The 21258-nt window shown below is 76.3% G+C and carries 23 protein-coding genes; 10 read left to right on the top strand and 13 right to left on the bottom strand.

Annotation, left to right across the window (positions count from 1 at the left end; translation table 11 throughout):
• Positions 1-114: 114 nt before the first annotated feature.
• Both ACRYRX_RS11285 and ACRYRX_RS11290 read right to left on the bottom strand, forming a co-directional pair.
• A complete protein-coding gene (locus ACRYRX_RS11285) occupies positions 115-795 on the bottom strand; it encodes a winged helix-turn-helix domain-containing protein (RefSeq protein ID WP_432512024.1) in 681 nt (226 codons plus the stop codon).
• Positions 792-2060, bottom strand: coding sequence for a sensor histidine kinase (locus tag ACRYRX_RS11290; RefSeq protein ID WP_432512159.1), 1269 nt, complete (start codon positions 2058-2060; stop codon positions 792-794). Before ACRYRX_RS11290 ends, ACRYRX_RS11285 begins: the two co-directional genes overlap by 4 nt.
• 193 nt (positions 2061-2253) lie before the next feature.
• On the opposite strand from ACRYRX_RS11290, the gene phoU reads away from it, so the two are divergent.
• Positions 2254-2919, top strand: coding sequence for a phosphate signaling complex protein PhoU (phoU, locus tag ACRYRX_RS11295; RefSeq protein ID WP_432512025.1), 666 nt, complete (start codon positions 2254-2256; stop codon positions 2917-2919).
• A gap of 39 nt (positions 2920-2958) precedes the next feature.
• A complete protein-coding gene (locus ACRYRX_RS11300; RefSeq protein WP_432512026.1) occupies positions 2959-3609 on the top strand; it encodes a hypothetical protein in 651 nt (216 codons plus the stop codon).
• On the opposite strand, the gene ACRYRX_RS11305 is transcribed toward ACRYRX_RS11300, so the two are convergent.
• Genes ACRYRX_RS11305 through mshA form a run of 3 tightly spaced genes read right to left on the bottom strand, consistent with a single transcriptional unit; the run spans position 3606 to position 6762 of the window.
• The gene (locus ACRYRX_RS11305) at positions 3606-4742 is read right to left on the bottom strand and encodes a glycosyltransferase (protein ID WP_432512027.1); all 1137 of its coding nucleotides are present in this window, start codon (positions 4740-4742) and stop codon (positions 3606-3608) included. The genes ACRYRX_RS11300 and ACRYRX_RS11305 overlap by 4 nt on opposite strands.
• A gap of 1 nt (position 4743) precedes the next feature.
• A complete protein-coding gene (locus tag ACRYRX_RS11310; RefSeq protein WP_432512028.1) occupies positions 4744-5496 on the bottom strand; it encodes a phosphoglyceromutase in 753 nt (250 codons plus the stop codon).
• A gap of 9 nt (positions 5497-5505) precedes the next feature.
• Positions 5506-6762, bottom strand: a complete 1257-nt coding sequence (mshA, locus tag ACRYRX_RS11315; RefSeq protein ID WP_432512160.1) for a D-inositol-3-phosphate glycosyltransferase — start codon at positions 6760-6762, stop codon at positions 5506-5508.
• Between the two features lie 83 nt (positions 6763-6845).
• Between mshA and ACRYRX_RS11320 the strand changes: the two genes are divergently transcribed.
• Positions 6846-7700 carry a class I SAM-dependent methyltransferase gene (locus ACRYRX_RS11320; RefSeq protein WP_432512029.1) on the top strand — a complete coding sequence of 285 codons (855 nt, stop codon included), beginning with the start codon at positions 6846-6848 and terminating at the stop codon, positions 7698-7700.
• 36 nt (positions 7701-7736) lie between these two features.
• Entirely contained in the window at positions 7737-8780 is a 1044-nt protein-coding gene (locus tag ACRYRX_RS11325; RefSeq protein WP_432512030.1) for a LacI family DNA-binding transcriptional regulator, read from the top strand.
• Between the two features lie 21 nt (positions 8781-8801).
• On the opposite strand, the gene dtd is transcribed toward ACRYRX_RS11325, so the two are convergent.
• Positions 8802-9227, bottom strand: coding sequence for a D-aminoacyl-tRNA deacylase (gene dtd / locus ACRYRX_RS11330; RefSeq protein WP_432512031.1), 426 nt, complete (start codon positions 9225-9227; stop codon positions 8802-8804).
• Between the two features lie 116 nt (positions 9228-9343).
• Between dtd and ACRYRX_RS11335 the strand changes: the two genes are divergently transcribed.
• Positions 9344-9670: a hypothetical protein gene (locus ACRYRX_RS11335; protein WP_432512032.1), complete on the top strand. Its 327-nt coding sequence runs from the start codon at positions 9344-9346 to the stop codon at positions 9668-9670.
• Between the two features lie 2 nt (positions 9671-9672).
• Here ACRYRX_RS11335 and ACRYRX_RS11340 read toward each other — a convergent pair whose 3' ends face one another.
• Together ACRYRX_RS11340 and ACRYRX_RS11345 are read right to left on the bottom strand one after the other, a co-directional pair.
• Complete coding sequence (locus ACRYRX_RS11340) at positions 9673-10008, bottom strand: DUF2516 family protein (protein ID WP_432512161.1); 336 nt, start codon at positions 10006-10008, stop codon at positions 9673-9675.
• A gap of 12 nt (positions 10009-10020) precedes the next feature.
• Positions 10021-11565, bottom strand: a complete 1545-nt coding sequence (locus tag ACRYRX_RS11345; protein ID WP_432512033.1) for an FUSC family protein — start codon at positions 11563-11565, stop codon at positions 10021-10023.
• Positions 11566-11620: 55 nt separating this feature from the next.
• Here ACRYRX_RS11345 and ACRYRX_RS11350 point away from each other — a divergent pair, with 55 nt between their 5' ends.
• Complete coding sequence (locus ACRYRX_RS11350) at positions 11621-12136, top strand: MarR family winged helix-turn-helix transcriptional regulator (RefSeq protein WP_432512034.1); 516 nt, start codon at positions 11621-11623, stop codon at positions 12134-12136.
• Between the two features lie 16 nt (positions 12137-12152).
• Here ACRYRX_RS11350 and ACRYRX_RS11355 read toward each other — a convergent pair whose 3' ends face one another.
• The 5 genes from ACRYRX_RS11355 to ACRYRX_RS11375 form a co-directional block, all read right to left on the bottom strand.
• Positions 12153-12743 (bottom strand): RsiG family protein, encoded by a 591-nt coding sequence (locus ACRYRX_RS11355; protein WP_432512035.1) that lies wholly within the window; start codon positions 12741-12743, stop codon positions 12153-12155.
• A 118-nt stretch (positions 12744-12861) separates the two neighbouring features.
• A complete protein-coding gene (gene ygfZ / locus ACRYRX_RS11360) occupies positions 12862-13959 on the bottom strand; it encodes a CAF17-like 4Fe-4S cluster assembly/insertion protein YgfZ (protein ID WP_432512036.1) in 1098 nt (365 codons plus the stop codon).
• A complete protein-coding gene (locus ACRYRX_RS11365; protein WP_432512037.1) occupies positions 13956-14387 on the bottom strand; it encodes a Fur family transcriptional regulator in 432 nt (143 codons plus the stop codon). The genes ygfZ and ACRYRX_RS11365 overlap by 4 nt, the downstream gene beginning before the upstream one ends.
• An 8-nt stretch (positions 14388-14395) precedes the next feature.
• Positions 14396-14944, bottom strand: coding sequence for a nitrobindin family protein (locus ACRYRX_RS11370; protein ID WP_432512038.1), 549 nt, complete (start codon positions 14942-14944; stop codon positions 14396-14398).
• Between the two features lie 191 nt (positions 14945-15135).
• Positions 15136-15924 (bottom strand): hypothetical protein, encoded by a 789-nt coding sequence (locus ACRYRX_RS11375; protein WP_432512039.1) that lies wholly within the window; start codon positions 15922-15924, stop codon positions 15136-15138.
• A gap of 206 nt (positions 15925-16130) precedes the next feature.
• On the opposite strand from ACRYRX_RS11375, the gene ACRYRX_RS11380 reads away from it, so the two are divergent.
• The 4 genes from ACRYRX_RS11380 (at position 16131) to ACRYRX_RS11395 (ending at position 21044) form a co-directional block, all read left to right on the top strand.
• The gene (locus tag ACRYRX_RS11380; protein ID WP_432512040.1) at positions 16131-16916 is read left to right on the top strand and encodes a winged helix-turn-helix transcriptional regulator; all 786 of its coding nucleotides are present in this window, start codon (positions 16131-16133) and stop codon (positions 16914-16916) included.
• Positions 16913-17830, top strand: a complete 918-nt coding sequence (mshD, locus tag ACRYRX_RS11385; RefSeq protein WP_432512041.1) for a mycothiol synthase — start codon at positions 16913-16915, stop codon at positions 17828-17830. Before ACRYRX_RS11380 ends, mshD begins: the two co-directional genes overlap by 4 nt.
• Before the next feature lie 76 nt (positions 17831-17906).
• Positions 17907-20060, top strand: a complete 2154-nt coding sequence (locus ACRYRX_RS11390) for an RNA degradosome polyphosphate kinase (protein WP_432512042.1) — start codon at positions 17907-17909, stop codon at positions 20058-20060.
• A 9-nt stretch (positions 20061-20069) separates the two neighbouring features.
• Positions 20070-21044, top strand: coding sequence for an NUDIX hydrolase (locus tag ACRYRX_RS11395; protein WP_432512043.1), 975 nt, complete (start codon positions 20070-20072; stop codon positions 21042-21044).
• The last annotated feature ends 214 nt before the right edge of the window (positions 21045-21258 follow it).

Consider the following 21258-nt stretch of genomic DNA (forward strand, 5'->3'; position numbering starts at 1 on the left):
CCCCCGACCTGGGCCCCGTGGCGGGCGGCCTGGTGGAGGGCGGCCCCCCCAGCCCCCCGCGCCACACGCCGTGGGGCCGCCCGGGGGGGCCCCCCCCTCTCCTCGTCCCCGCGCTCAGCCCTCGAACTTGTAGCCCAGCCCCCGCACGGTCACCAGGTACCGCGGGTTGGACGGGTCCGGCTCGATCTTGGCGCGCAGCCGCTTCACGTGGACGTCGAGCGTCTTGGTGTCCCCGACGTAGTCCGACCCCCACACCCGGTCGATCAGCTGCACCCGCGTCAGGACCCGCCCGGCGTTGCGCAGCAGCATCTCCAGCAGCTCGAACTCCTTCAGCGGCAACGGGACCCGCTCACCGCGGACCGTCACGACGTGCCGGTCGACGTCCATCCGGACCCCACCGGCCTCGACCGTCGTCTGCACCAGGTCCTCCGGCTCGGCGCCGCGGCGCAGCACCGCGCGGACCCGGGCGAGCAGCTCGCGCGAGGAGTACGGCTTGGTCACGTAGTCGTCGGCGCCGATCTCCAGACCCACCACCTTGTCGATCTCCGAGTCCTTCGCGGTCAGCATGATCACCGGCACGCTCGACCGCGTCCGCAGCTGCCGGCAGACCTCCGTGCCGGGCAGCCCCGGCAGCATCAGGTCCAGCAGCACCAGGTCGGCGCCCGCCTTGTCGAACTCGTCGAGGGCGTCCGGGCCGTTCTCGGTGACCGCCACGTCGTAACCCTCCCGCCGCAGCAGGTAGGACAGCGGATCGGAGAACGACTCCTCGTCCTCGACCACCAGGATGCGCGTCACGGTCGGACCTCCAAAGGCGTGTTCGGTGCGGTGCGGCGGTCAGCGGCCCCCGTGGCCGCCGACGTCGAAGCAGGATCGGTGGCCGGGTCGTCCCGCCGGTCGGGCTGGGCGTCGGGGTCCGGCAGGCGCAGGGTGAACGTCGAGCCCTCGCCCTCGGCGCTCCACACCTTGACGTCGCCGCCGTGGTTGCCGGCGATGTGCTTGACGATCGAGAGCCCCAGCCCCGTCCCGCCGGTGGAGCGCGAACGCGCCGGGTCCACCCGGTAGAAGCGCTCGAAGATGCGGTGCAGGTCGGCCTGGCTGATCCCCACGCCGCGGTCGGAGACGGCCAGGTCGATCGTCGGGACCTGCTGGCCCGAGGGCGTGGTCACCACGCGCCCGACCCCCCGCCGCACCTCCACGACGACGCGGCTGCGCTCGGGCGAGTAGGCCAGCGCGTTGTGCACCAGGTTGCGCAGCGCCGTGACCAGCAGCTCCCGGTCCCCGCGCACGTGCAGCCCGCGCTGCCCGGCCACCACGACCTCCGAGCCCCGCTGCTGGGCCACCGTGCCCACCCGGTCGACGGCCTCGGCGACCAGCTGGTCGACCTCGAGCGTCTCGGGCTGCAGCACCGTCTCGGCGGCCTGCAACCGGGACAGGTCGATGATCTCCTTGACCAGCGCGGTCAGCCGGATCGACTCGCGGCGCATCCGCTTGGCGAAGTGGCGCACCGCCTCGGGGTCGTCCGCGGCGTCCTCCACGGCCTCGGAGAGCAGGGACAGCGCACCGACCGGCGTCTTCAGCTCGTGGCTGACGTTCGCCACGAAGTCGCGGCGCACCGCCTCGATGCGGCGGGACTCGGTGCGGTCCTCCAGCAGCAGCAGCACGTGGTGCGGCCCCAGCGGGGTGACCCGGGCCAGGACGACCGCCGGCGGCCGCCCCAGCCCCGCGCCGAGCTCGACCTCGGTCTCGCGCACCCGGCCGTCGCGGCGGCACGCGCGGACCATCTCGCGCAGCTGCGCGTCCACGAGCTCCCCGCCCGAGACGACGCCGGTGGCGTAGGAGGCGGCGCTGGCCTTGACGACCTCGTCGTCGGCGGCGAGGACCACGGCCGAGGAGCGCAGCGCCATGAGCACGTCGCTGACACCGGCGGGCAGCGCCCCGACGGGCGCGGCGGCGCGGACGGGTGTTCGCTGGATGCGCTCGGACAGGCGGAACGCCAGGACGCCGCCGGCGCCGGCCAGGACGCCGGCCGCCGCGGCGATCGAGACGGAGACCTCGCCCAGCACCCCACCAGCCTACGGTCGCCGCGGGTGCGCGCTCCGCCAGCGGCGCCCCGCACCCGCGCCGACCGGCCAGATGTTCACCTGCGGGGGGCCGACCGTTCACCGGGCCCTGCCACGGTGAGCGCGGCAGGATGGCCGCCAGGCGTCTCCGCGGGAGCACGGGACGCGCACAGCGACGACCACTGGAGGACCCGTGCGCAACGTCTACCACGATGAACTGAGCGGTCTCGTCGAGACGCTCGTCGAGATGACGCAGCTGGCCGAGTCGGCGATGACCCGTGCGACCACGGCGCTGCTGGACGCCGACCGCGAGCTCGCCGAGTCGGTCATCTCCGCCGACCGGCGCATCGACGACCTGCAGCGCGACCTCGAGGAGCGCGCCGTCGACGTCCTCGCCCGGCAGTCGCCCGTCGCGACCGACCTGCGGGTGGTCGTGACCGCGCTGCGGATGAGCTCGAGCCTGGAGCGCATGGGCGACCTGGCCCGGCACGTCGCCAAGCTCGCGCGGCTGCGCTACCCCGACGCCGTCGTCCCGGCGGAGCTGCGCAGCACCGTGCTGGAGATGGGCCAGGTGGCCGAGCGCATCGTCGCCAAGGCCGGCAGCGTCATCGCCACCCGGGACGTGCAGCTCGCGGCCGAGATGGAGGTCGACGACGACGAGATGGACCGCCTGCACCGCCAGGTCTTCGAGCAGCTGCTGGCCCGCACGTGGAACCACCCGACCGAGGTCGCGGTCGACCTGACGCTGTGCAGCCGCTACTACGAGCGGTTCGCCGACCACGCCGTCTCGGTCGCCAAGTCCGTCCTGTTCCTGGTGACCGGTTCCCGCGACGAGGACGTTGCCGCGCAGCGGGTCTGAGATCGGCGTGAGCCCCCGGCGGGGTGTAGCGTCGAAGGAGTGATCACCCCGCGCCCGGCCCCGGCCGCGCTCTGGTGCGCCGTGGGCGCGGGCGTGCTGCTGGCGGGGTGCGGCGCGGACGGGTCACCCGACCCGGCCCCCACGACGACCACCACGAGGCCGACGGCCACCGCGACGGGCAGCACCTCCCCGGCGAGCCCCACCAGCTCGGGTCCCGGCTTCGACTGCACCACCGTCCAGGCCGCGCAGGACGCCCTGGACGAGGCCTACTCCGCCGAGCTGGACGCGCTGGACATCCAGCGCGGCGACCCGCGCGCGCAGTCGGTGTTCACCGTCGTCACCACCACCGAGGGCCCGGTGTACTACGCGGCCGTCCTGGCGGCCGCTCCCCCCGGCTCCCTCCAGGACGCGCAGGTCGTCCTGGACTACTACACGCGGCTCGCCACGCAGGTCGGCACGCTCGACCCCGGCACCGGCTCCGCCGACGACCTGGCCCGCGCGATGAGCGCCATCGACGACGCCGGGGTGGTGGTCAACCCGGACCCGACGGCCGCGACGACCGTCGTGCAGGCCCAGGAGCGCCTGCAGGCGGCCGTGGAGCGGGACTGCGCGGGCTCGACGCCCACGCAGACGACGCAGACGCCGTCCGCCTCCACCCCCGCGACGACCTCACCGGCGTCCCCGGGCTAGCGCACCAGGTCGGCCAGGATCCGCGCCGAGGCCACGGCCGCCGCCCCCTGGTCGAAGTCCCACGCCCGCGCGGGCCCACCCCGCGCCTTGCGGCGCAGCGGCTCGGGGTCGGCGAGGAAGGCCAGCACGGCGTCGGCGAGGGCCACCGGGTCCTCCACCGGCACCAGGTCGCCGATCTCGCCGTCGCGCAGCACGTACCGCGGTCCGGTCGGGCAGTCGGTGGCGATGACCGGGGTTCCGTGGGCGAGGGCCTCCAGCAGCACCAGGCTCCCGTTGCCCTCGTAGCGGGAGGACAGCACGAACAGGTCCGCCCCGGCGAGCCGGTTCTGCAGGTCGTCGACGTGACCGGCGAACTCGACGCGGTCGGCGATGCCGAGCAGGTCGGCCCGGGCGCGCAGGTCGGCGTCCAGCTCCCCGGCCCCGACCAGGACCAGCTCGACGTCACCGCCGGCCGAGGCCACCCGGGCCACGGCGTCCAGCAGCACGTCGAAGCCCTTCTGGTCGGCCAGCCGGCCGGCCGACACGATCCGGGTGCGACCGGTGCCGGAGCGGACCGGTCCGCCGGTCTGCGCGACCTTCCCGACCGTGGCCGCGACGTCGATGCCGACGTCCACGGCGTGGATGCGCTCGGGCGCCACGCCGACCTCGCGCACGTCGGCGACCAGCCCCGGGGAGACGCAGATCGCCGCGTCGACGCGCTGGTGGACCTGCGTCAGCAGCGGCCGCAACCGGGCCGGGGTCCACGCCGCGACCGCGCGCGGCAGCGAGCTCTGCACGAGGACGACGAAGGGCTTGCGCGCGATCCGGGCGGCCAGCCACCCGATCAGCAGCCCGTAGCCGACCTCGCTGCCGGAGACCACGACGTCGGCCCGCCGGACGTGCCGGAGGGTGTTGACCAGGATCCGCGGCGCCGAGCTGCGGAAGCGCCGCACCCGGTCGCTGCCCCAGCGCAGGTCCAGCTCCTCGGACGGGGTGAACATCGGGCCGTCCGGCGCGACGTCCTCCAGGACCAGGAACCGCACCCGGGCCCCGAGGTCCTGCCAGCGCCGCGCGAGGTCGGCCGAGACCCGCAGGCCGCCGTTGTCGCGCAGGGCGCCCTCGACGACCAGGACCCGGGGTCCGGGGGCGGGCACCTCAGCGGCCCTGGTTCGCCACCGCCGCCACGGCGGCGGCGGCCGCGGCCGGGTCGAGGTACTCCCCGCCCGGCACCAGCGGGCGCAGGTCGGCGTCGAGCCGGTAGACCAGCGGGATGCCCGTGGGGATGTTCAGCCCGGCGATGTCGGTGTCGGAGATGCCGTCGAGGTGCTTCACCAGCGCGCGCAGCGAGTTGCCGTGCGCGGCGAGCAGGACGGTCTTGCCGGCCCGCAGGTCAGGGACGACCTCCTCGGTCCAGTACGGCAGCATCCGGTCCACCACGTCGGCCAGGCACTCGGTGCGCGGGGCGTCCGCGCCGAGGCCGGCGTAGCGCGGGTCGGCGTCCTGGGAGAACTCCGAGCCGACCTCGATGGCCGGCGGCGGGGTGTCGTAGGAGCGGCGCCACAGCATGAACTGCTCCTCGCCGAACTCGGCGAGCGTCTGCTTCTTGTCCTTGCCCTGCAGCGCGCCGTAGTGGCGCTCGTTCAGGCGCCAGGACCGCTTGACGTCGATCCAGTGCCGGTCGGCCGCGTCGAGGGCCAGGAACGCCGTCGTGATGGCCCGGCGCAGCAGGGACGTGTGGACCACGTCCGGCAGGACACCGGCCTCGACGAGGAGCTTCCCGCCCGCCGTCGCCTCGGCCCGGCCCTTCTCCGACAGGGCCACGTCGACCCACCCGGTGAACAGGTTCAAGGCGTTCCACTCGCTCTCGCCGTGCCGCAGGAGGACGAGGGTGTGCGCCGCTTCGCTCATGGGCGAACCCTACCGAGCCTGCCCGGCGCGTTCGGCGAGCGCCCGCCCGTAGACGTCCAGGGTGGCCTCGGCGGTGGCCCCCCAGCCGAAGCCGGTGGCCCGCCGCGCGGCCCGCTCCCCCATCGCCGCCCGGCGCGCGGGGTCGTCGAGCAGACCGGCCAGGGCGCGGGCCCACGTGCGCGGGTCGTGGTCGGGCACGAGCACGCCGGTGCCCGAGAGCGGGTCGTCGTCCACGGCGACCCGCAGGCCGCCGACGGCGGCGGCGACCACGGGCGTCCCGCAGGCCTGGGCCTCCAGGGCGACCAGCCCGAAGGACTCGTTGTACGAGGGCACGGCGACGAGGTCGGCGGCGCGGTAGTGGTCGGCGAGCTCGGCGCGCGGGGTCGGCGGGGCCAGCCGCACGACGTCGTCCAGGCCGAGGTCGTGGACGAGCTCGGCCAGCGACCGCGGGTGCGCGGTGCCGGACCCGCTGGGCCCGCCGAGCACGACGACGCGCAGCCGCTCCCGGCGCCACGGCTGCTCACGCAGGAGGACGGCGGCGGCCCGCACGAGCAGGTCGGGGGCCTTGAGCGGCTGGATGCGGCCCACGAACAGCAGCACGTCGGCGTCGGCGGGCAGCCCCAGCCGCCGCCGGGACGCGGCCCGGCCGGGCTCGGGGGTGAAGGTCGTCAGGTCCACGCCGGGCGGGACGACGACGACCTTGGCGGGGTCGGCGCCGTACAGGGTCAGCAGGTCCTCGCGCTCGGCGCTGGTGTTCGCCACGACGCGGTCGGCGGCGTCGACGACCTGCTGCTCGCCGATGACGCGGCCCGCCGGTTCGGGGGCGTCTCCCTCGGCCAGGGCGGCGTTCTTGACCTTGGCCATGGTGTGCATCGAGTGCACCAGCGGCACGTCCCAGCGGTCGGCGGTCAGCCACCCGACCTGCCCGGAGAGCCAGTAGTGGGAGTGCACGACGTCGTAGTGGTCCTCGGCGTGCCGGGCCCCGGCGTGCAGCACGCCCGCGGTGAAGGCGCACAGCTGGCCCGGCAGGTCCTCCTTGGCGAGGCCCTCGTAGGGCCCGGCCGCGACGTGCCGCACCCGGACCCCGCCCGAGCCGGCGGGGTCCTCGACCACGGGGGGCTGGTCGGAGGCCGTGCGGCGGGTGAAGACCTCGACCTCCACGCCGCGGCGGGCGAGCTGGCGGGCCAGCTCCAGGACGTAGACGTTCATGCCGCCGGCGTCGCCGGTGCCCGGCTGGGCCAGCGGGGACGTGTGCACCGACAGCATCGCCACCCGTGACACCCGGCGTGAGTCGTCGCGCACGCACTGCCTCCCCGTGACCCTCGGTCCTGACGTCGTAGTGTCCCGACGTGCCCCGGCAGTCTGCCTCCCGCGTCCGCAGCGGCGTCCCGGGGGTGGCGGCGGTCGGTGCGGTGACCCGCGGGACGACCGGGCCGGACCGGCTGCGCCGCGTGGAGCGCTGGCTGGCCCGGACGCAGGCCGACCGGCTGCGCCGCGCGGCCGACCCCCTCGTGGTGGACCTCGGGTACGGCGCCTCGCACGTCACCGTCACCGACCTGCAGCGGTGGCTGCGCCGGGTCCGTCCCGACGTGCGGGTCGTGGGGCTGGAGATCGCCCCCGAGCGCGTCGCGGCGGCGCGGGCCGCGCTGGCCGGGGTGCCCGGTGCCCCGGAGTTCGCCGTGGGCGGGTTCGAGGTGCCGACGGCGGGCGACCCGGTGCTCGTGCGCGCCTTCAACGTGCTGCGCCAGTACGAGTCGGACCAGGTGGAGCGGACGTGGGAGCTGCTGCGCTCGCGGCTGGCGCCGGGCGGGCTGCTCGTCGACGGGACGTGCGACGAGCTGGGCCGGCGCGCGACGTGGGTGGGCCTGGAGCGCGAGGCGGGACCGGTGTCGCTGACCGTCTCGGTGCGGCTGGCGGGGTTGCCGGCCCCGTCGGCGGTGGCCGAGCGGCTGCCGAAGGTGCTCATCCACCGCAACGTGCCCGGCGAGGGGGTCCACGACCTGCTGCGCGCGGCGGACGCGGCGTGGGCGCGGGCGGCGCCGGTGGGCACGTTCGGCGTCCGGCAGCGCTGGATCGCGACGTGCCGGGACCTGGCCCGGGACTGGCCGGTGCTCGACGGGCCGTCGCGGTGGCGCCTGGGCGAGCTGACGGTGGACTGGGCGTGCGTCGCCCCGGGCCGGGGGCGGCCCTCCGGTCGGGCATGATCGGTCGACGTCGGGCGGGCGAGTCGGGGAGGACGCGTGGCACGTCGCACACCGCCGGGGGCGCGGCCGACGATCCGCGACATCGCGCGGGTGGCCGGGGTCTCGAAGGCGTCGGTGTCCTACGCGCTGAACGACCTGCCCGGGGTGTCGGAGGCGACCCGCGCCCGTGTCCGCGCCACGGCGACCGAGCTCGGCTGGCGGCCCAGCGCCGCGGCCCGGTCGCTGTCGAACGCGCGCGCCGGCGCGGTCGGGCTGGCCGTGGCGCGCGACCTGCGGCTGCTGGAGGAGGAGCCGTACTACGTGCGGTTCATCGCCGGGCTGGAGAGCGTCCTGGCGCGGGAGGGCGTCGCGCTGCTGCTGACGGTCGTGCCGGACGTCGACGCGGCCGTGCGGGTGCTGCGTGACTGGTGGGGCGAGCGGCGCGTGGACGGGGTCGTCCTGACGGACCTGCTCGTCGACGACCCGCGGGTGGGCCTGGTCGCGGAGCTGGGGATCCCGTGCGCGGTGCGCGGCGGGATCGACGACCGGCTGCCCGCGGGGGGCGCCGTGGCCCTGACGGTGGAGACGGAGCGGCAGGCGGTCGCCGAGGTCGTGGAGCACCTGGTCGCGCAGGGGCACACCCGGCTGTGCCGGGTGAGCGGGCCGCGGGAGTTCCTGCACACCCGGCGGCGCGACACCGCGTGGCGGGAGGTGACCCGGTCGGCGCTGGGGGTGGCGGCGCCGGTCGTCGAGGCCGACCACACCTCCGCCGGCGGGCTGGCCGCGACGCGGGACCTGCTCGCGGGGGCGCACCCGCCGACGGCGGTCGTCTACGACAACGACGTCATGGCGGCCGCGGTCGTCGCGGAGCGGGACGCGCTGGGGGTGCGGGTCGGGGCGGAGTTCGCGGTGGTCGCCGGGGAGGACTCGGTGCTGTGCCGGCTGGCCAGCCCGGCGATCAGCGCCTCCCACCGCGACGTCGTGGCGGACGGGGCGCGCAGCGCCCGGTCGCTGCTGGACGCGCTGGCGGGCCGGGTCGTCGAGGCGTCGGTGGCCGAGCCGCGGCGCTTCGTGCCGCGGGCGAGCTCGACGCGGCGCTGAGGCCGGGACTCAGGCCGGGACTCAGGCCTCGAGCAGGATCGTCGTCGGGCCGTCGTTGACGAGCTCGACGGCCATGTCCGCCCCGAACCGGCCGGTCTGCACGCGCAGCCCGTGGCCGCGCAGCGCGTCGCCGACGGCGTCGACGAGGGGTTCGGCCACGGGGCCGGGGGCGGCGGCGTTCCAGGTGGGGCGGCGGCCCTTGCGGGTGTCGGCGTAGAGCGTGAACTGGCTCACGAGGAGCACGGGGGCGTCGACGTCGGCGGCGGCCCGTTCACCGCGCAGGACGCGCAGCTGGGCGACCTTGCGGGCGATGAGCTCGACCTGCGCGGGGCCGTCGTCGTGGGTGGCGCCGAGCAGGACGAGTAGCCCGGGTTCGTCGATCGACCCGACGACCTCGCCGTCGACGGTGACGCGGGCGCGGGTGACTCGCTGGACGACCGCCCTCACGCACGGCTCCTCTCCTGGTCCGTCCGGGTGGGACGGGTGTGTCGATGTCGTGGGCGCCGGGGTGAACCCGGCGCGAACCTCACCCGGCGGGAAGGTTGCCGACCTACGATCGGACGGTGGTCCAGACGCTGCTCGACGCGCCCGTGGTGATCCCCGTGACCCTGCTGGCGGTCGGGGTCTGCGCCCTCGGGGCGCTGCTGAGGCCGCGGGTGGACTCCGCGCTGGTGCTGGGGTTGCTGGCGGCGATCTGGACCCGGGTGAACCAGCCGGTGGAGGGGCGCGTCCTCTACACCTGGACCCGGGACCGGGGCTTCACCGAGGCCGACCTGATCTCGGTGGCCGCCCTGCTGGTCGTGGGCGTGACGCTGGTGCGGTGCGCGTGGCGCGGGGTGCACTCGCTGGCGCACCGGGGCGAGCGGGCGGGCGGGCTGCCCGTCCGCTGAGCTCACCAGGGGCCGTAGGGGCCCTGGTTGCCGCGGTCGTCGCGCCGGGGGCCACCGCTGTACCGGCGGACGGCCGGGCGGACGTCGGCGAGGTAGACGGCGGCGCCCACGACGCCGAGGACCCCGAAGATCCCCAGCACGGAGAACACCGACACGAACCCGACGGCGGTGGCGACGGCGGTGATGGCGAGCCAGAAGGTCTTGGTCCGCTTGCCGGCGGAGACGAACGCCCCGGCCGGGCGCCGGGCGCAGTCGACGAGCGCCCACACCTCCAGGCCGAGGGCCGCGATCCCCAGGAGCAGCAGGACGCCGTACTGCACGTTGTTCACCAGGTCCACCACACTGGAACTCTACGGGTGGATCGGCCGCGGGGTTCCGCGTTCGCCGTCCTGCCCCGCCAGCAGGTCGCCCAGCCGGGCGTACCCGGCCCGTTCGGCGTCCGCGGCGGTGCGGGGTGCGGGCAGGCGCCAGTCGTCGTCGGCGAGCAGGGCGCGGGCCTCGGCGACGGCGAGCAGCCCGCTGCGCAGCCGGTGCGGGTCCTGGGCCCGGCCGAGGGCGTCGAGGGCGCCGTCCAGGGCGTGCCGGGCCCGGGCGTTGCGCACGAGCAGCGCGACGCCGACCGCGACCCCGACGCCGACGGCGGTGTCGCCGACGCGGTCGAGGACGAGCCGCTCGACGCCCGTCCCGGTCGCGCCGAGCCGGGTGAGCAGGAGCGAGAGGCACGTGATGGCGACGGTCCCGAGCGCGTGGTTGCGGGGCATGCAGAACTCGACGGCGAACGTGCAGGCGACGGTCAGCCCCCACAGCCGGACGTCGCCGGTGGCGAGCGGGACGAGGGCGGCGGCCAGCCCCACCCCGACGAGCGTTCCCGCCGCGCGCTGCAGGGCGCGCTGGACGGTGATCCCGGCCGAGGGGGCCTGCAGGGCGGCGGCGGCCCCGACCGCGGCCCAGTAGACGTGGCCCAGGCCGCAGGCGGCGGCGAGGAGGACCGCCGCGACGCAGGCGATCCCCACCCGCAGGGCGGGGACCCCGAGGGCGCCGGGGGTGCGCAGGGCGGTCAGGACCCGGCGCCGCGGCCACACCGGCGCGGTGTGCGCCGGGCCGGCGGGGGCCGGGGGCAGTGCCCGGCGGCCGGCCAGCAGCGGCAGCAGCACCCGCAGCGGGCGGTCGGCCGCCGGGGCGCGGGTGTGCAGGAGGCGCTCGGCGTGGGCGAGCCAGCCGCCCAGCGCCCCGGCGCCGCGGGGGCCGAGCACCGCCCAGGCGGCGTCCACGGCCACGACCGCGCGGTGGTGGGCGGTGGGGTCCTCGCGGGCGTCGAGCACGGCCAGGACGGCGCGGCGGACGGCGTTGCGCTCGGGGCCGTCGGGCCGCAGGAGCCCGGCGGCGCAGGACAGCGCGACGGCGAAGGCGGCGCAGGCGACGGCGACCGCGACGACGGCGGGCAGGTCGTCGGCGCGCAGCGGTTCGGCGCCGAGGGTCCCGGCGGCGAAGACGGGGATGAGCCCGGCGGGCGGCCCGGTGCGCACGGCGTCGGTGACGAACTTGGCGACCACGGCCACGACGGCGACCACGAGCGCGGGCACGGCGACGTCGGCCCACCCGGTCAGGGGCAGCGCGGCGGCGCAGGCTCCGGCGAGCACGGCGAGGGTGAGCCCGAGGCCGGTCCAGGCCTGGGTGCGCCAGCGGCGGGCGTAGGCCTCGGAGCGCCCGTAGAGGTTGGCCATGGCGCCGAAGGTCGCCGGTGCGGCCAGCAGCGGGGTGTCGGCGGCGAGGGTGACGGCGAGCGGGATGCCGGTGGCGAGGGTCGCGACGGCGGCCGACCACCACGGGTGGGGGCCGGGGGCGATCCGCGACCACCCGCGGACCGACCGGTGCAGGTGCGCGGGCAGGCTCACCCCATGACCTTAACAGGTGTTTCACCTGCGAAGGACTAATCGGTAGGCTCTCCGGGTGAGCCCCACCACCCCCGGACCCGCCGACCGCCCGGACGTCGTCGACGTCGCCCGCCGCGAGTGGGCCTCGGTGCACCCGGACCTGGACACCTCGACGATGGCCCTGACCGGCCGGCTGCGGCTGGTCGCGGCGGCCCTGGCGCACGCCACCGACCCCGTCGTGCGCGCCGAGGGCCTGACGCGCCCGGAGTTCGACGTGCTGTCCGCCGTCCGCCGCGCCGGGCGCACGCCGCTGACCCCGACCGGGATCGCCGCGGCCACGCTGTCCTCCGGCGCCGCCACCACCAAGCGGCTGGACCACCTGACGGCGGTCGGCCACCTCCAGCGCACGCCCGACGACCGGGACGGGCGCGTGACCCGCCTGTCCCTGACCCCCGCCGGCACCGCCCTGGTGGACCGGCTGCTGCCGCGCGTCCTGGAGGCCGAGGCCGCGTTCGCGTCGGTGCTCGACGCCGATCAGGAGGCGGCGACCGCGCAGGCCCTGAGGACCCTGCTGGACCGGCACCCGGCCTGAGGGCCGGGCACGGCGCTCAGCGCGAGGAGCGCAGCGCGTCCTCCACCGACACGACGCCGTCGCGGTAGCGCCGGGTGATCTCGTCCGTGCAGGCGTCCATGGCCTCCTGCACCCGGTGCCGGTCCGCCGACAGCTCCTGCTCCAGGGACACCAGGCGGGCACGGGCCGCGGCCAGCTGCGCGTCGTCCATGGCGGTCAGGTCGGACAGGTGCGGGTCGGCCACGGCCAGCTCGGCCCGGCGCCGGTGCTCCCCCACGCGCGAGGGCTCCACCGAGGTGAACCGGCCCATCCCGTGGTCGGTGCGCCGGGGGTCGGCCAGCACGTCGGTGAGCTTGGCGACCAGCTCGGCGTCAGAGCGGGCGTGCCGCACGTCGGGCGCCCCGTCGGAGCCGGCGCGCCGGTCCTCCTCGGCCCCGAGCAGGTCCAGGCGCCCCTGGATGAGCCGCCGGGCGTAGGAGAGGTCGGCCTCCTCCTGCTCGGCGGTCGTGCGGTGCTCGCGCAGCGTCTCCAGGTCCATGTCCCGCAACCCGGCGAGGAAGTCGGGGGCGAGGACCTTGTCCAGCGCGCGCCGACCACCGGCCTGGTACCCGCTGACCTGCTCGTCCATGACGGCCTCCCCCGACTCGACTCCACCCGGCGCATGCGCACGATCACTCAGCGTGCGCTCCGGAGAGTATGACCCACCCGTTCCCGGAACGGCAGGGCCACGGGCGCGCGGGCGCGCCTCAAGGCGCGACGACGACCTCCTGCGCGGCGGCGATCCGCCGCGGCACGGCCCCCTCCGCCGCCGACCCGGCCACGGCGAACAGCTCCGCGTCGACCGGCAGCGACCGCTTGACGACCGCGAGGGCGACCGGACCCAGCTCGTGGTGGCGGGCGGCGGTCGTGACCAGCCCGACCCGGCGGTCGGCGTACACCACCTCGTCGCCGTGCGCGGGCAGGTCGTGGGAGGAGCCGTCCAGGTGCAGCAGCACCAGCCGGCGCGGCGGGCGGCCGAGGTTGTGGACCTTCGCGACGGTCTCCTGCCCCCGGTAGCAGCCCTTGTGCAGGTGCACGGCCGTCCGCAGCCAGTCCAGCTCGTGCGGGATGGAGCGCTCGTCGGTGTCCAGCCCGAACCGGGGCCGCCACGCCTCCACGCGCAGGGCCTCGCTCGCCCAGGTCCCCGCGAGCCGGCGCCCCCCGACCGCGGCGGGCAGGTCGGCGCGCGGGACCAGCACCTCGCGCCAGGCCCGCTCGGCGCCGGGGTGCTCTAGCGTGGACACGGCGGCGTAGCTGGCGGTGTCGGCCGAACCGCCCTCGTTCGCGGGGGTGGCGCCCGGCCAGGGGTCCACCCAGACCGGGCCGAGGGAGCTGACGTCGGACCGGCTGGGCTCGCCCAGGACGGCGACGTCCGCGCTCACGTCGGCGATCTCGACGCGCAGCGTGAAGCGCATGCGCTCCAGCCAGGTCCGCAGCGCGTCGACCGAGCCGGGCTCCACGGTGATCCAGGTGGCCTCGCCGTCGTCCACCAGGTGCAGGGCGTGCTCGACGCGGCCCGTCGGGCTCAGCACGAGCGTCTCTGTCGAGGTCCCGGCCGCCAGACCGGTCAGGGCCTGGGTGGTGATGCTGTGCAGCCAGGACAACCGGTCCGGGCCGGTCAGCCGCAGGACGCCGCGGTGCGACAGGTCGACGACGGCCTCACCGCGCACGAGGGCGCGCTGCTCGGCGTGCGGGTCGCCGTAGTGCCACGCGACCCCGGCGTCGGGGCCCTCGGCGGCCACCGCCCCCGGCGTCCGGAGCAGCGGGGAGCGCGGGGTGGTGGGCGTCTCGGTGGGCGTGGTCACGGGCGTACCTCCTGGTCGGCGCGACAGGCCGCGCACCGGCCCCGCAGGGCCAGGTGCCCGGTGTCGACGGCGAATCCGTCGCGGGTCAGGACCTCCGCGGCCATCTCGCGGGCGGGTCCGGCGTCGGTCTCGGCGACGGCGCCGCACCCCTCGCAGACCAGGTGCAGGTGACCGCCGTGCTCCACGGCGTGGAACGACGGGACCCGCCGGTCGATCTGGGTGCGGGCCACCAGCCCGACCTCCTCCAGGACCGCGAGCGCCCGGTAGACGGTCGAGGGGTCCACCCCGTCGGAACCGTCGCGGGGCGCGAGGTGTTCCGCGACGTCCTCGGCGCTGGCGTGCCCGAGCGCGCGGACGGCCTCGAGGATCCGGCCGCGCTGCGGGGTCAGGCGCATCCCGCGGGCGTGCAGCACCTCACCGAGGTCCACGGGTGCGCTCAGCCCTCCGCGACGCGCTTGAGCCGGGCCGAGGCGTAGCTGCGCAGCGGGTGGCCCTCGAGGGTCACGTCGAGCGCCCACAGCAGGTCGCCCTCGACGAGGCCGTACATCCGCGTGCCGGCGGTGTACTCGTGCGCCGTCGTGGTGCGGGCCACGACGTCGGTCGACAGGTCGATGCGCGGTCCGCGGGCGGTGCCGGCGAGGATCTCCACGACCCCCGTCGGGTGGGTCAGCAGGACCTCCAGCTCGACCGGGCGCGGGCCGTCGGCGGGCGCGGGGCTGTCGAGGTCGACCGGCTGGGGCCGCCAGTACCCGGTCTCGACGTCGAGGGGGTCGGTGGTGTTCCCGTCGTCGTCCAGGGCCCACGTCGTGGAGGTGTAGCTCAGGAAGTCGCGGCCGTCGTGGGTGAACTCGACGACCTGGCCGAAGCGGGTGTCGGTCTCACCGCGGGCGGGGTGCCCCAGGACGCCGGCGCCCTCCCAGCGGCCGATCAGCCACGACAGCGGGACGAGGGTGAGCGGGGTGTCGGTGCGCAGCGGGAGCGCCACGGGTCAGCGCTGACCCTGGAAGAGGCGGTACACCACGTAGCCGGCGAACCACGTGATGATCAGGGTCACCACGATGAGCAGGACGAGGAAGAAGACTTCGAGGGCGTGCACGGGTCGAGCCTACCGGCCAGCTCCCTCCCGGCACCGTGGACGTGGGGCGTCTCACGCCGGACCCCGCCGTCACCGGCGGCTCAGAGCAGCAGCCGGCCCACGAGGTAGGCGCCGGCGCCGGCCAGCGCGAGGGGGGCGGCGGCGACGGCGAGCGCGGCCGGCACGGTGCGCGCCGCGGGCAGCCGCGAGGACAGGGCGCGCCAGGCCGAGACGAGGACCCCGGCGCCGGCGCCCGCGACGATCCCGGCGACGGCCCACCGCCCCTCCGAGACGATGCCGCCACCGCCCAGGACGACGACGGCCACGCCCGCCAGCCAGCCCGCGGCCCCGCCGACGAGGAGGTTGACGGGGCCGACGACGCGCAGCGGCCACGTCGTGGCCGACACGGCGGCGGTGGCGACGAGGGCCGCGAGCACGACGGGGGCCAGGGTCGCCCCGGCGTAGGTGGAGGGGACGGCGATCCAGGCCGAGCCCAGGACGACGACGGCCTGGCCGGCCACGGCCGCGGTGACGGACTCCACGAGCCGGGGCCGGCCGTCGCGGCGCAGGAGCTGGTGGGCGAAGGCGGCCAGCAGCGCCAGGGCCGCCACGGCCGGCGCGTGCCCCAGGACCCCGGCGATCTCGGTGCCGCGGGACCGGGCGGTGAGGACGGCGGCGGTGGTGGCGACGGCCGCGGCGACGGTGACCAGGACCAGCAGGGCGGTGGTGCCGCGCCGGGCGGGCAGGTCGAGCAGGTCGGGCCAGCCGACGGCGACCAGCGCCCCGACGAGCACGACGGCGGGCAGCAGCACCCAGGGGCCGCCGAAGGACGCCAGGCCCAGCAGGCCGGCCAGCGCGAAGGTGGCCGTGGCCGTCGCCGACGGGCTCACGTGGTGCCCCGTCCGCGCCCGGGGTCGGTACCGCTCACCGGGTGATCCTCGCAGAAGCGGGGGCCGCGGACCCGGGTGGTCCCGGTCGGTTCCGCGACGCCCGTAGGCTGACCCCCGTTAGCCTGCAGGCCTCGTGGGCCGGCCCCGCACCGCTCGCGACCGCGGGCCGCGGCCCACACGTGCACGGACGGAGGGCAGGACAGCGGGTGGCCCAGATCCTCGTCTTGACGAACGCGCTCACCCCCTCGACGGACGTGCTGCCGGCGCTGGGGCTGCTGCCCCACAGCGTCCGGGTGCTGCCGGCCGAGGCCTCCGTCCTGGTGGACGGCCCGACCGCGGACGCCGTCCTCGTCGACGGCCGCCGCGAGCTGGCCGCCGCCCGGTCCCTGTGCCGGCTGCTGCGCACCACCGGCCTGTCGCAGCCGCTGCTGCTGGTCGTCACCGAGGGCGGGATGGCGGTGGTGGCCGCCGACTGGGGCGCCGACGACGTCCTGCTCGACTCCTGCGGCCCCGCCGAGCTCGACGCCCGGTTGCGGTTGGCCGCCGGGCGCCTGCGCCGTCCCGTCGAGGACCCCGAGGCGGGTCCGCAGGGCGAGATCCGCGCCGGTGACGTCGTCATCGACGAGGCGGCGTACTCGGCCCGGGTCCGCGGCCGCCAGCTGGACCTGACCTACAAGGAGTTCGAGCTCCTCAAGCACCTGGCCCAGCACCCCGGGCGCGTCTTCACCCGGGCGCAGCTGCTGCAGGAGGTCTGGGGGTACGACTACTTCGGCGGCACCCGCACGGTCGACGTCCACGTCCGCCGGCTGCGGGCCAAGCTGGGCGCCGAGCACGAGAACGCCATCGGCACCGTGCGCAACGTCGGCTACCGGTTCGTCTCGGCCGGTCGCGACCTCGACGACGGCCTGTCCCTGGACGCCCCGCTCGCCGAGGGCCTGCCGCAGGACGTGGACGCCCCGGCGGCCGGCACCGACCCGGCGCCCCGCCGGTGACCGCGCCCACCGCGCGGATCGCCCGCGGCGGGGAGCTGGACGCCCCCACCCGCGAGGCCGTCCTGGCGCTGGCGGCCGCGGCCTCCCGCGCCGACGGGGCGACGGCGCTGTCCGAGGACGCCGTCCTGCGGCTGGAGCCCGGGCGCCCCGGCGTGCACCACCTGCTGGCCCGGGACGGGGACGTGCTCGTCGGCTACGCGCAGCTGGCCGTCGCCGGGGACGGCTTCGAGGGCGAGCTGCTCGTCGACCCCGCGCACCGGCGGCGCGGGCACGGGGCCGCGCTGCTGGCCGCGACCGGGGAGCTGGCCGCGGGCCGCGACGTGCGGTTGTGGTCGCACGGGGACACCCCCGGGGCCGCCGCGCTGGCCGCGCGCCGGGGCTGGGCGCGGGTGCGGGAGCTGCTGCGGCTGGAACGGCGCGCCGAGGGCCTGCTGGACCTGCCGCTGCCCGACCTGCCCGGCGACGTGCGGGTGCGCCCGCTGGTGCCCGGCGCCGACGACGACGCGTGGGTGGCCCTGAACGCGGCGGCGTTCGCCACGCACCCCGAGCAGGGCCGCTGGACGGTGCAGGACCTGCGCGCGCGGTACGCCGAGGACTGGTTCGACCCGTCGCTGCTGCTGCTGGCCGAGGCGGCCGGGGAACCGGTCGGGTTCTGCTGGATGAAGGTCGAGGGCGGCGCCGGGGAGCTGTACGTCCTGGGCGTCGCCCCGTCCCGGGCCGGGGCGGGGCTGGGCCGGGCGCTGCTGGTGCGGGGGTTGCGGGCGGTCGCCGGTGCGCTGGCCCCGTCCGCGACCGTCGACCTGTACGTCGACGGCGACAACGTGCCCGCCGTGCGGCTCTACACGCGCCTCGGTTTCGGGCGCGCGGCGGTCGACGTGCAGTACGCCTCCCCGGCCCCCCGGACGGCTCCCTGACCGTTCACCGGCCGTTCGCGGCACCGCGGGCGCCCGCCGCTGCGGGAGGGTCGGCGCCGGTGGCAGACTGATCGCCATGACGGCCACCAACCCCCTCCCCGCTGTGTCACCGGTCGAGGAGACCGTCGAACTCCCCGAGGACCGCTTCGCGGACCGCGAGGTCTCGTGGCTGGCCTTCAACGAGCGCGTGCTGCAGATGGCCGAGGACCCGGACACGCACCTGCTGGAACGGGCCCGCTTCCTGTCGATCTTCGCGAACAACCTGGACGAGTTCTTCATGGTCCGCGTCGCGGGCCTGAAGCGGCGCATCGCGACCGGGCTGGCGGTGACGGCGGCCAGCGGCCTGGAACCGCGGGAGGTCCTCAACGAGATCTCGGTGCGCGCCCACGAGCTGACCGAGCGCCACGCGAACGCGTTCCTGGAGTCGGTGCGCCCGGCCCTGGCCGAGGCCGGCATCACGATCGTGCGCTGGGACGAGCTGGCGCACGGCGAGCAGGTGCGGCTGCACGGGTTCTTCCGCGACCAGGTGTTCCCGGTCCTGACGCCGCTGGCCGTCGACCCGGCGCACCCGTTCCCGTACATCTCGGGCCTGTCGCTGAACCTGGCCGTGGTGGTGCGCAACCCCACGACGGACAAGGAGCACTTCGCCCGCGTCAAGGTGCCGCCGCTGCTGCCGCGCTTCGTGGCCGTCGAGCCGGCCGACGGCGCCGACCCGCGCTCGGCGCGGTTCGTCCCGCTGGAGGACGTGATCGCCGTGCACCTGGACCAGTTGTTCCCGGGCATGGAGGTCGTGCAGCACCACACCTTCCGGGTCACCCGCAACGAGGACCTCGAGGTCGAGGAGGACGACGCGGAGAACCTGCTGCAGGCGCTGGAGAAGGAACTGCTGCGCCGCCGGTTCGGCCCCGCCGTCCGCCTGGAGGTCGCCTCCGACATCGCCCCGGAGGTGCGCGAGCTGCTGGTCCGCGAGCTCGGCATCCACGAGAAGGAGGTCTACGAGCTCCCCGAGCCCCTGGACCTGCGCGGCCTGGGCGACATCGCCGACCTGGACCGGCCGGAGCTGAAGTTCCCGAAGTTCGTGGCCCGCACCCACCGCGACCTCACCGACGGCGCCGAGACGGCGAAACCGTCCGACGTGTTCGCGGCGATCCGCAACCGCGAGGTCCTGCTGCACCACCCGTACGACTCGTTCTCCACGAGCGTGCAGGCCTTCCTGGAGCAGGCCGCGGCGGACCCGAAGGTGCTGGCCATCAAGCAGACGCTGTACCGGACCTCGGGCGACTCCCCCATCGTCGACGCCCTCATCGACGCCGCCGAGGCCGGCAAGCAGGTCCTGGCCCTGGTGGAGATCAAGGCGCGCTTCGACGAGCAGGCGAACATCACCTGGGCCCGCAAGCTGGAGCAGGCCGGGGTGCACGTGGTGTACGGCCTCGTGGGGCTGAAGACGCACGCGAAGCTCAGCCTCGTGGTGCGGCAGGAGGCCGGTGGCCTGCGCCGCTACTGCCACGTCGGGACGGGGAACTACAACCCCAAGACCGCGCGCCTGTACGAGGACATGGGGCTGCTGACCGACGACCCCCAGGTCGGCGAGGACCTCACCCGCCTGTTCAACCAGCTGTCGGGGTACGCCCCGAAGACGGCGTACAAGCGGCTGCTGGTGGCCCCGCGGTCGCTGCGCACGGGGCTGATCGACCGCATCGACCGCGAGATCGACAACGCCCGGCAGGGGCTGCCGGCCGGGGTCCGCTTCAAGATGAACTCGATCGTCGACGAGGGGATCATCGACGCGCTGTACCGCGCGTCGGCGGCGGGGGTCCCGGTCGACGTCGTGGTCCGCGGCATCTGCGCCCTCAAGCCCGGGGTCCCGGGGCTGAGCGAGAACATCCGGGTCCGGTCCATCCTCGGCCGGTTCCTGGAGCACAGCCGGATCTTCTGGTTCGCCTCGGCCGGGGACCCGGTCGCGATGATCGGCAGCGCGGACATGATGCACCGCAACCTCGACCGCCGCGTCGAGGCCGTCGTGCGCCTGGGCGACCCGCGTCACGTGCGGGAGGTCTCGCAGGTGCTGGACGACTGCATGGCCGAGACGACGAGCTCGTGGCACCTGGGCCCGGACGGGACGTGGGTCCGGCACCACCGCGACGCGGACGGCAACCCGCTGCGGGACCTGCAGGAGCACATCATCGCCACCCGCCCGGGGCGTCGCCCGACCGCTCGCCGCCGGCGCTGAGCCGCGACGGTGAAGAACGCCCACCGGTCCGGGGCGCCGATCGACGTCGAGGCCGCCGGCTGCGTCGTGGTGCGCCCCGGCCAGGACGGTCCCGAGGTCCTGCTGGTGCACCGGCCCTCGACGCCCACCCGCCCGGCCGACTGGTCCTGGCCCAAGGGCAAGCTGCACCGCGCCGACGGGGAGGCGGAGCACCCGGCGGTCGCCGCCGTGCGGGAGGTGGCCGAGGAGACCGGGGTGCGGGTGCACCTGGGGGTCCCGCTGCCCGAGCAGCGGTACGCGGTCACCGGTGGGCTGCGCAAGCGGGTGCGGTACTGGCTGGCCCGCCCGGCCGGCCCGGCCGACCCCGAGGTGTTCGAGCCCGCCGACCCCGGTGAGATCACCGAGTCGGGCTGGTTCCCCGTCGCGGCGGCCGCCGACCTGCTGACCTACCCGGCGGACGTGGCGACGCTGCGCGCGGCGCTGCCCGGCGGGCAGGCGCCCGAGCCGACGTGGCCGCTGGTCCTCCTGCGCCACGCGCGGGCCGTGAAGCGCACCGACTGGGCCGACGGCGAGGCGTCCCGCCCGTTGCTGGACACCGGTCACGCGCAGTCGCGCGACCTCGCCCCGCTGCTGGGCTGCTTCGAGTTGCAGGCGCTGGTGACGTCCCCGTGGGCGCGGTGCGTGCAGACGGTGCTGCCGGCGGCCGAGCTCACCGGCCTGCCCGTGGAGACCGAGCCGGCGCTGACGGAGGCGGCGTTCCGGGAGCACCCGCGGGCCGCCGAGCGGGTCGTGACCGGTGCGCTCGAGGCGGGGCGCCCCGTGGTGCTCTGCTCGCACGGGCCGGTCCTGCCCGACCTGCAGCGCGTGCTCGCCGGGCACGGCGGGGACCGCAAGGGCCAGCGCGCGGTGACGGCCAAGCTCGACAAGGGCGCGGTCCTCGTCGCCCACCTCACCGGCCGCGGCCGGACCGCCCGGATCGTCGCGTCCGAGCACCACGAGTTCTGAGGTCCGCCCGCGCGGTGGACGAACGGCCGGTCGCCCCGCGCGGGGTGACCGGCCGTGCGTCCGTCCGGGTGGGGTCCTCCGGCGCCGGGACCGGGGCACGACGGGGCCGGACCACCCGAACGGCCCAGTTCACCTCACGGTCGCCGTGGGGAAAGTGACCGGCCAGGGATTGGACGCATCGGGTTCACGTCCCGTTCACCCGTCGCGAGCAACC

The organism is Kineococcus lubricus, assembly GCF_050871965.1.
Classification (GTDB): domain Bacteria; phylum Actinomycetota; class Actinomycetes; order Actinomycetales; family Kineococcaceae; genus Kineococcus.

Coding starts and splice junctions, on each gene's coding strand:
- ACRYRX_RS11310 (WP_432512028.1), bottom strand. CDS start 5,496: ATGAGCGAAGCGGCGCACACCCTCGTCCTCCTGCGGCACGGCGAGAGC.
- mshA (WP_432512160.1), bottom strand. CDS start 6,762: ATGCTGTCGGTGCACACGTCCCCGCTGGCCCAGCCGGGCACCGGCGAC.
- ACRYRX_RS11355 (WP_432512035.1), bottom strand. CDS start 12,743: ATGGACGAGCAGGTCAGCGGGTACCAGGCCGGTGGTCGGCGCGCGCTG.
- ACRYRX_RS11390 (WP_432512042.1), top strand. CDS start 17,907: ATGACGGCCACCAACCCCCTCCCCGCTGTGTCACCGGTCGAGGAGACC.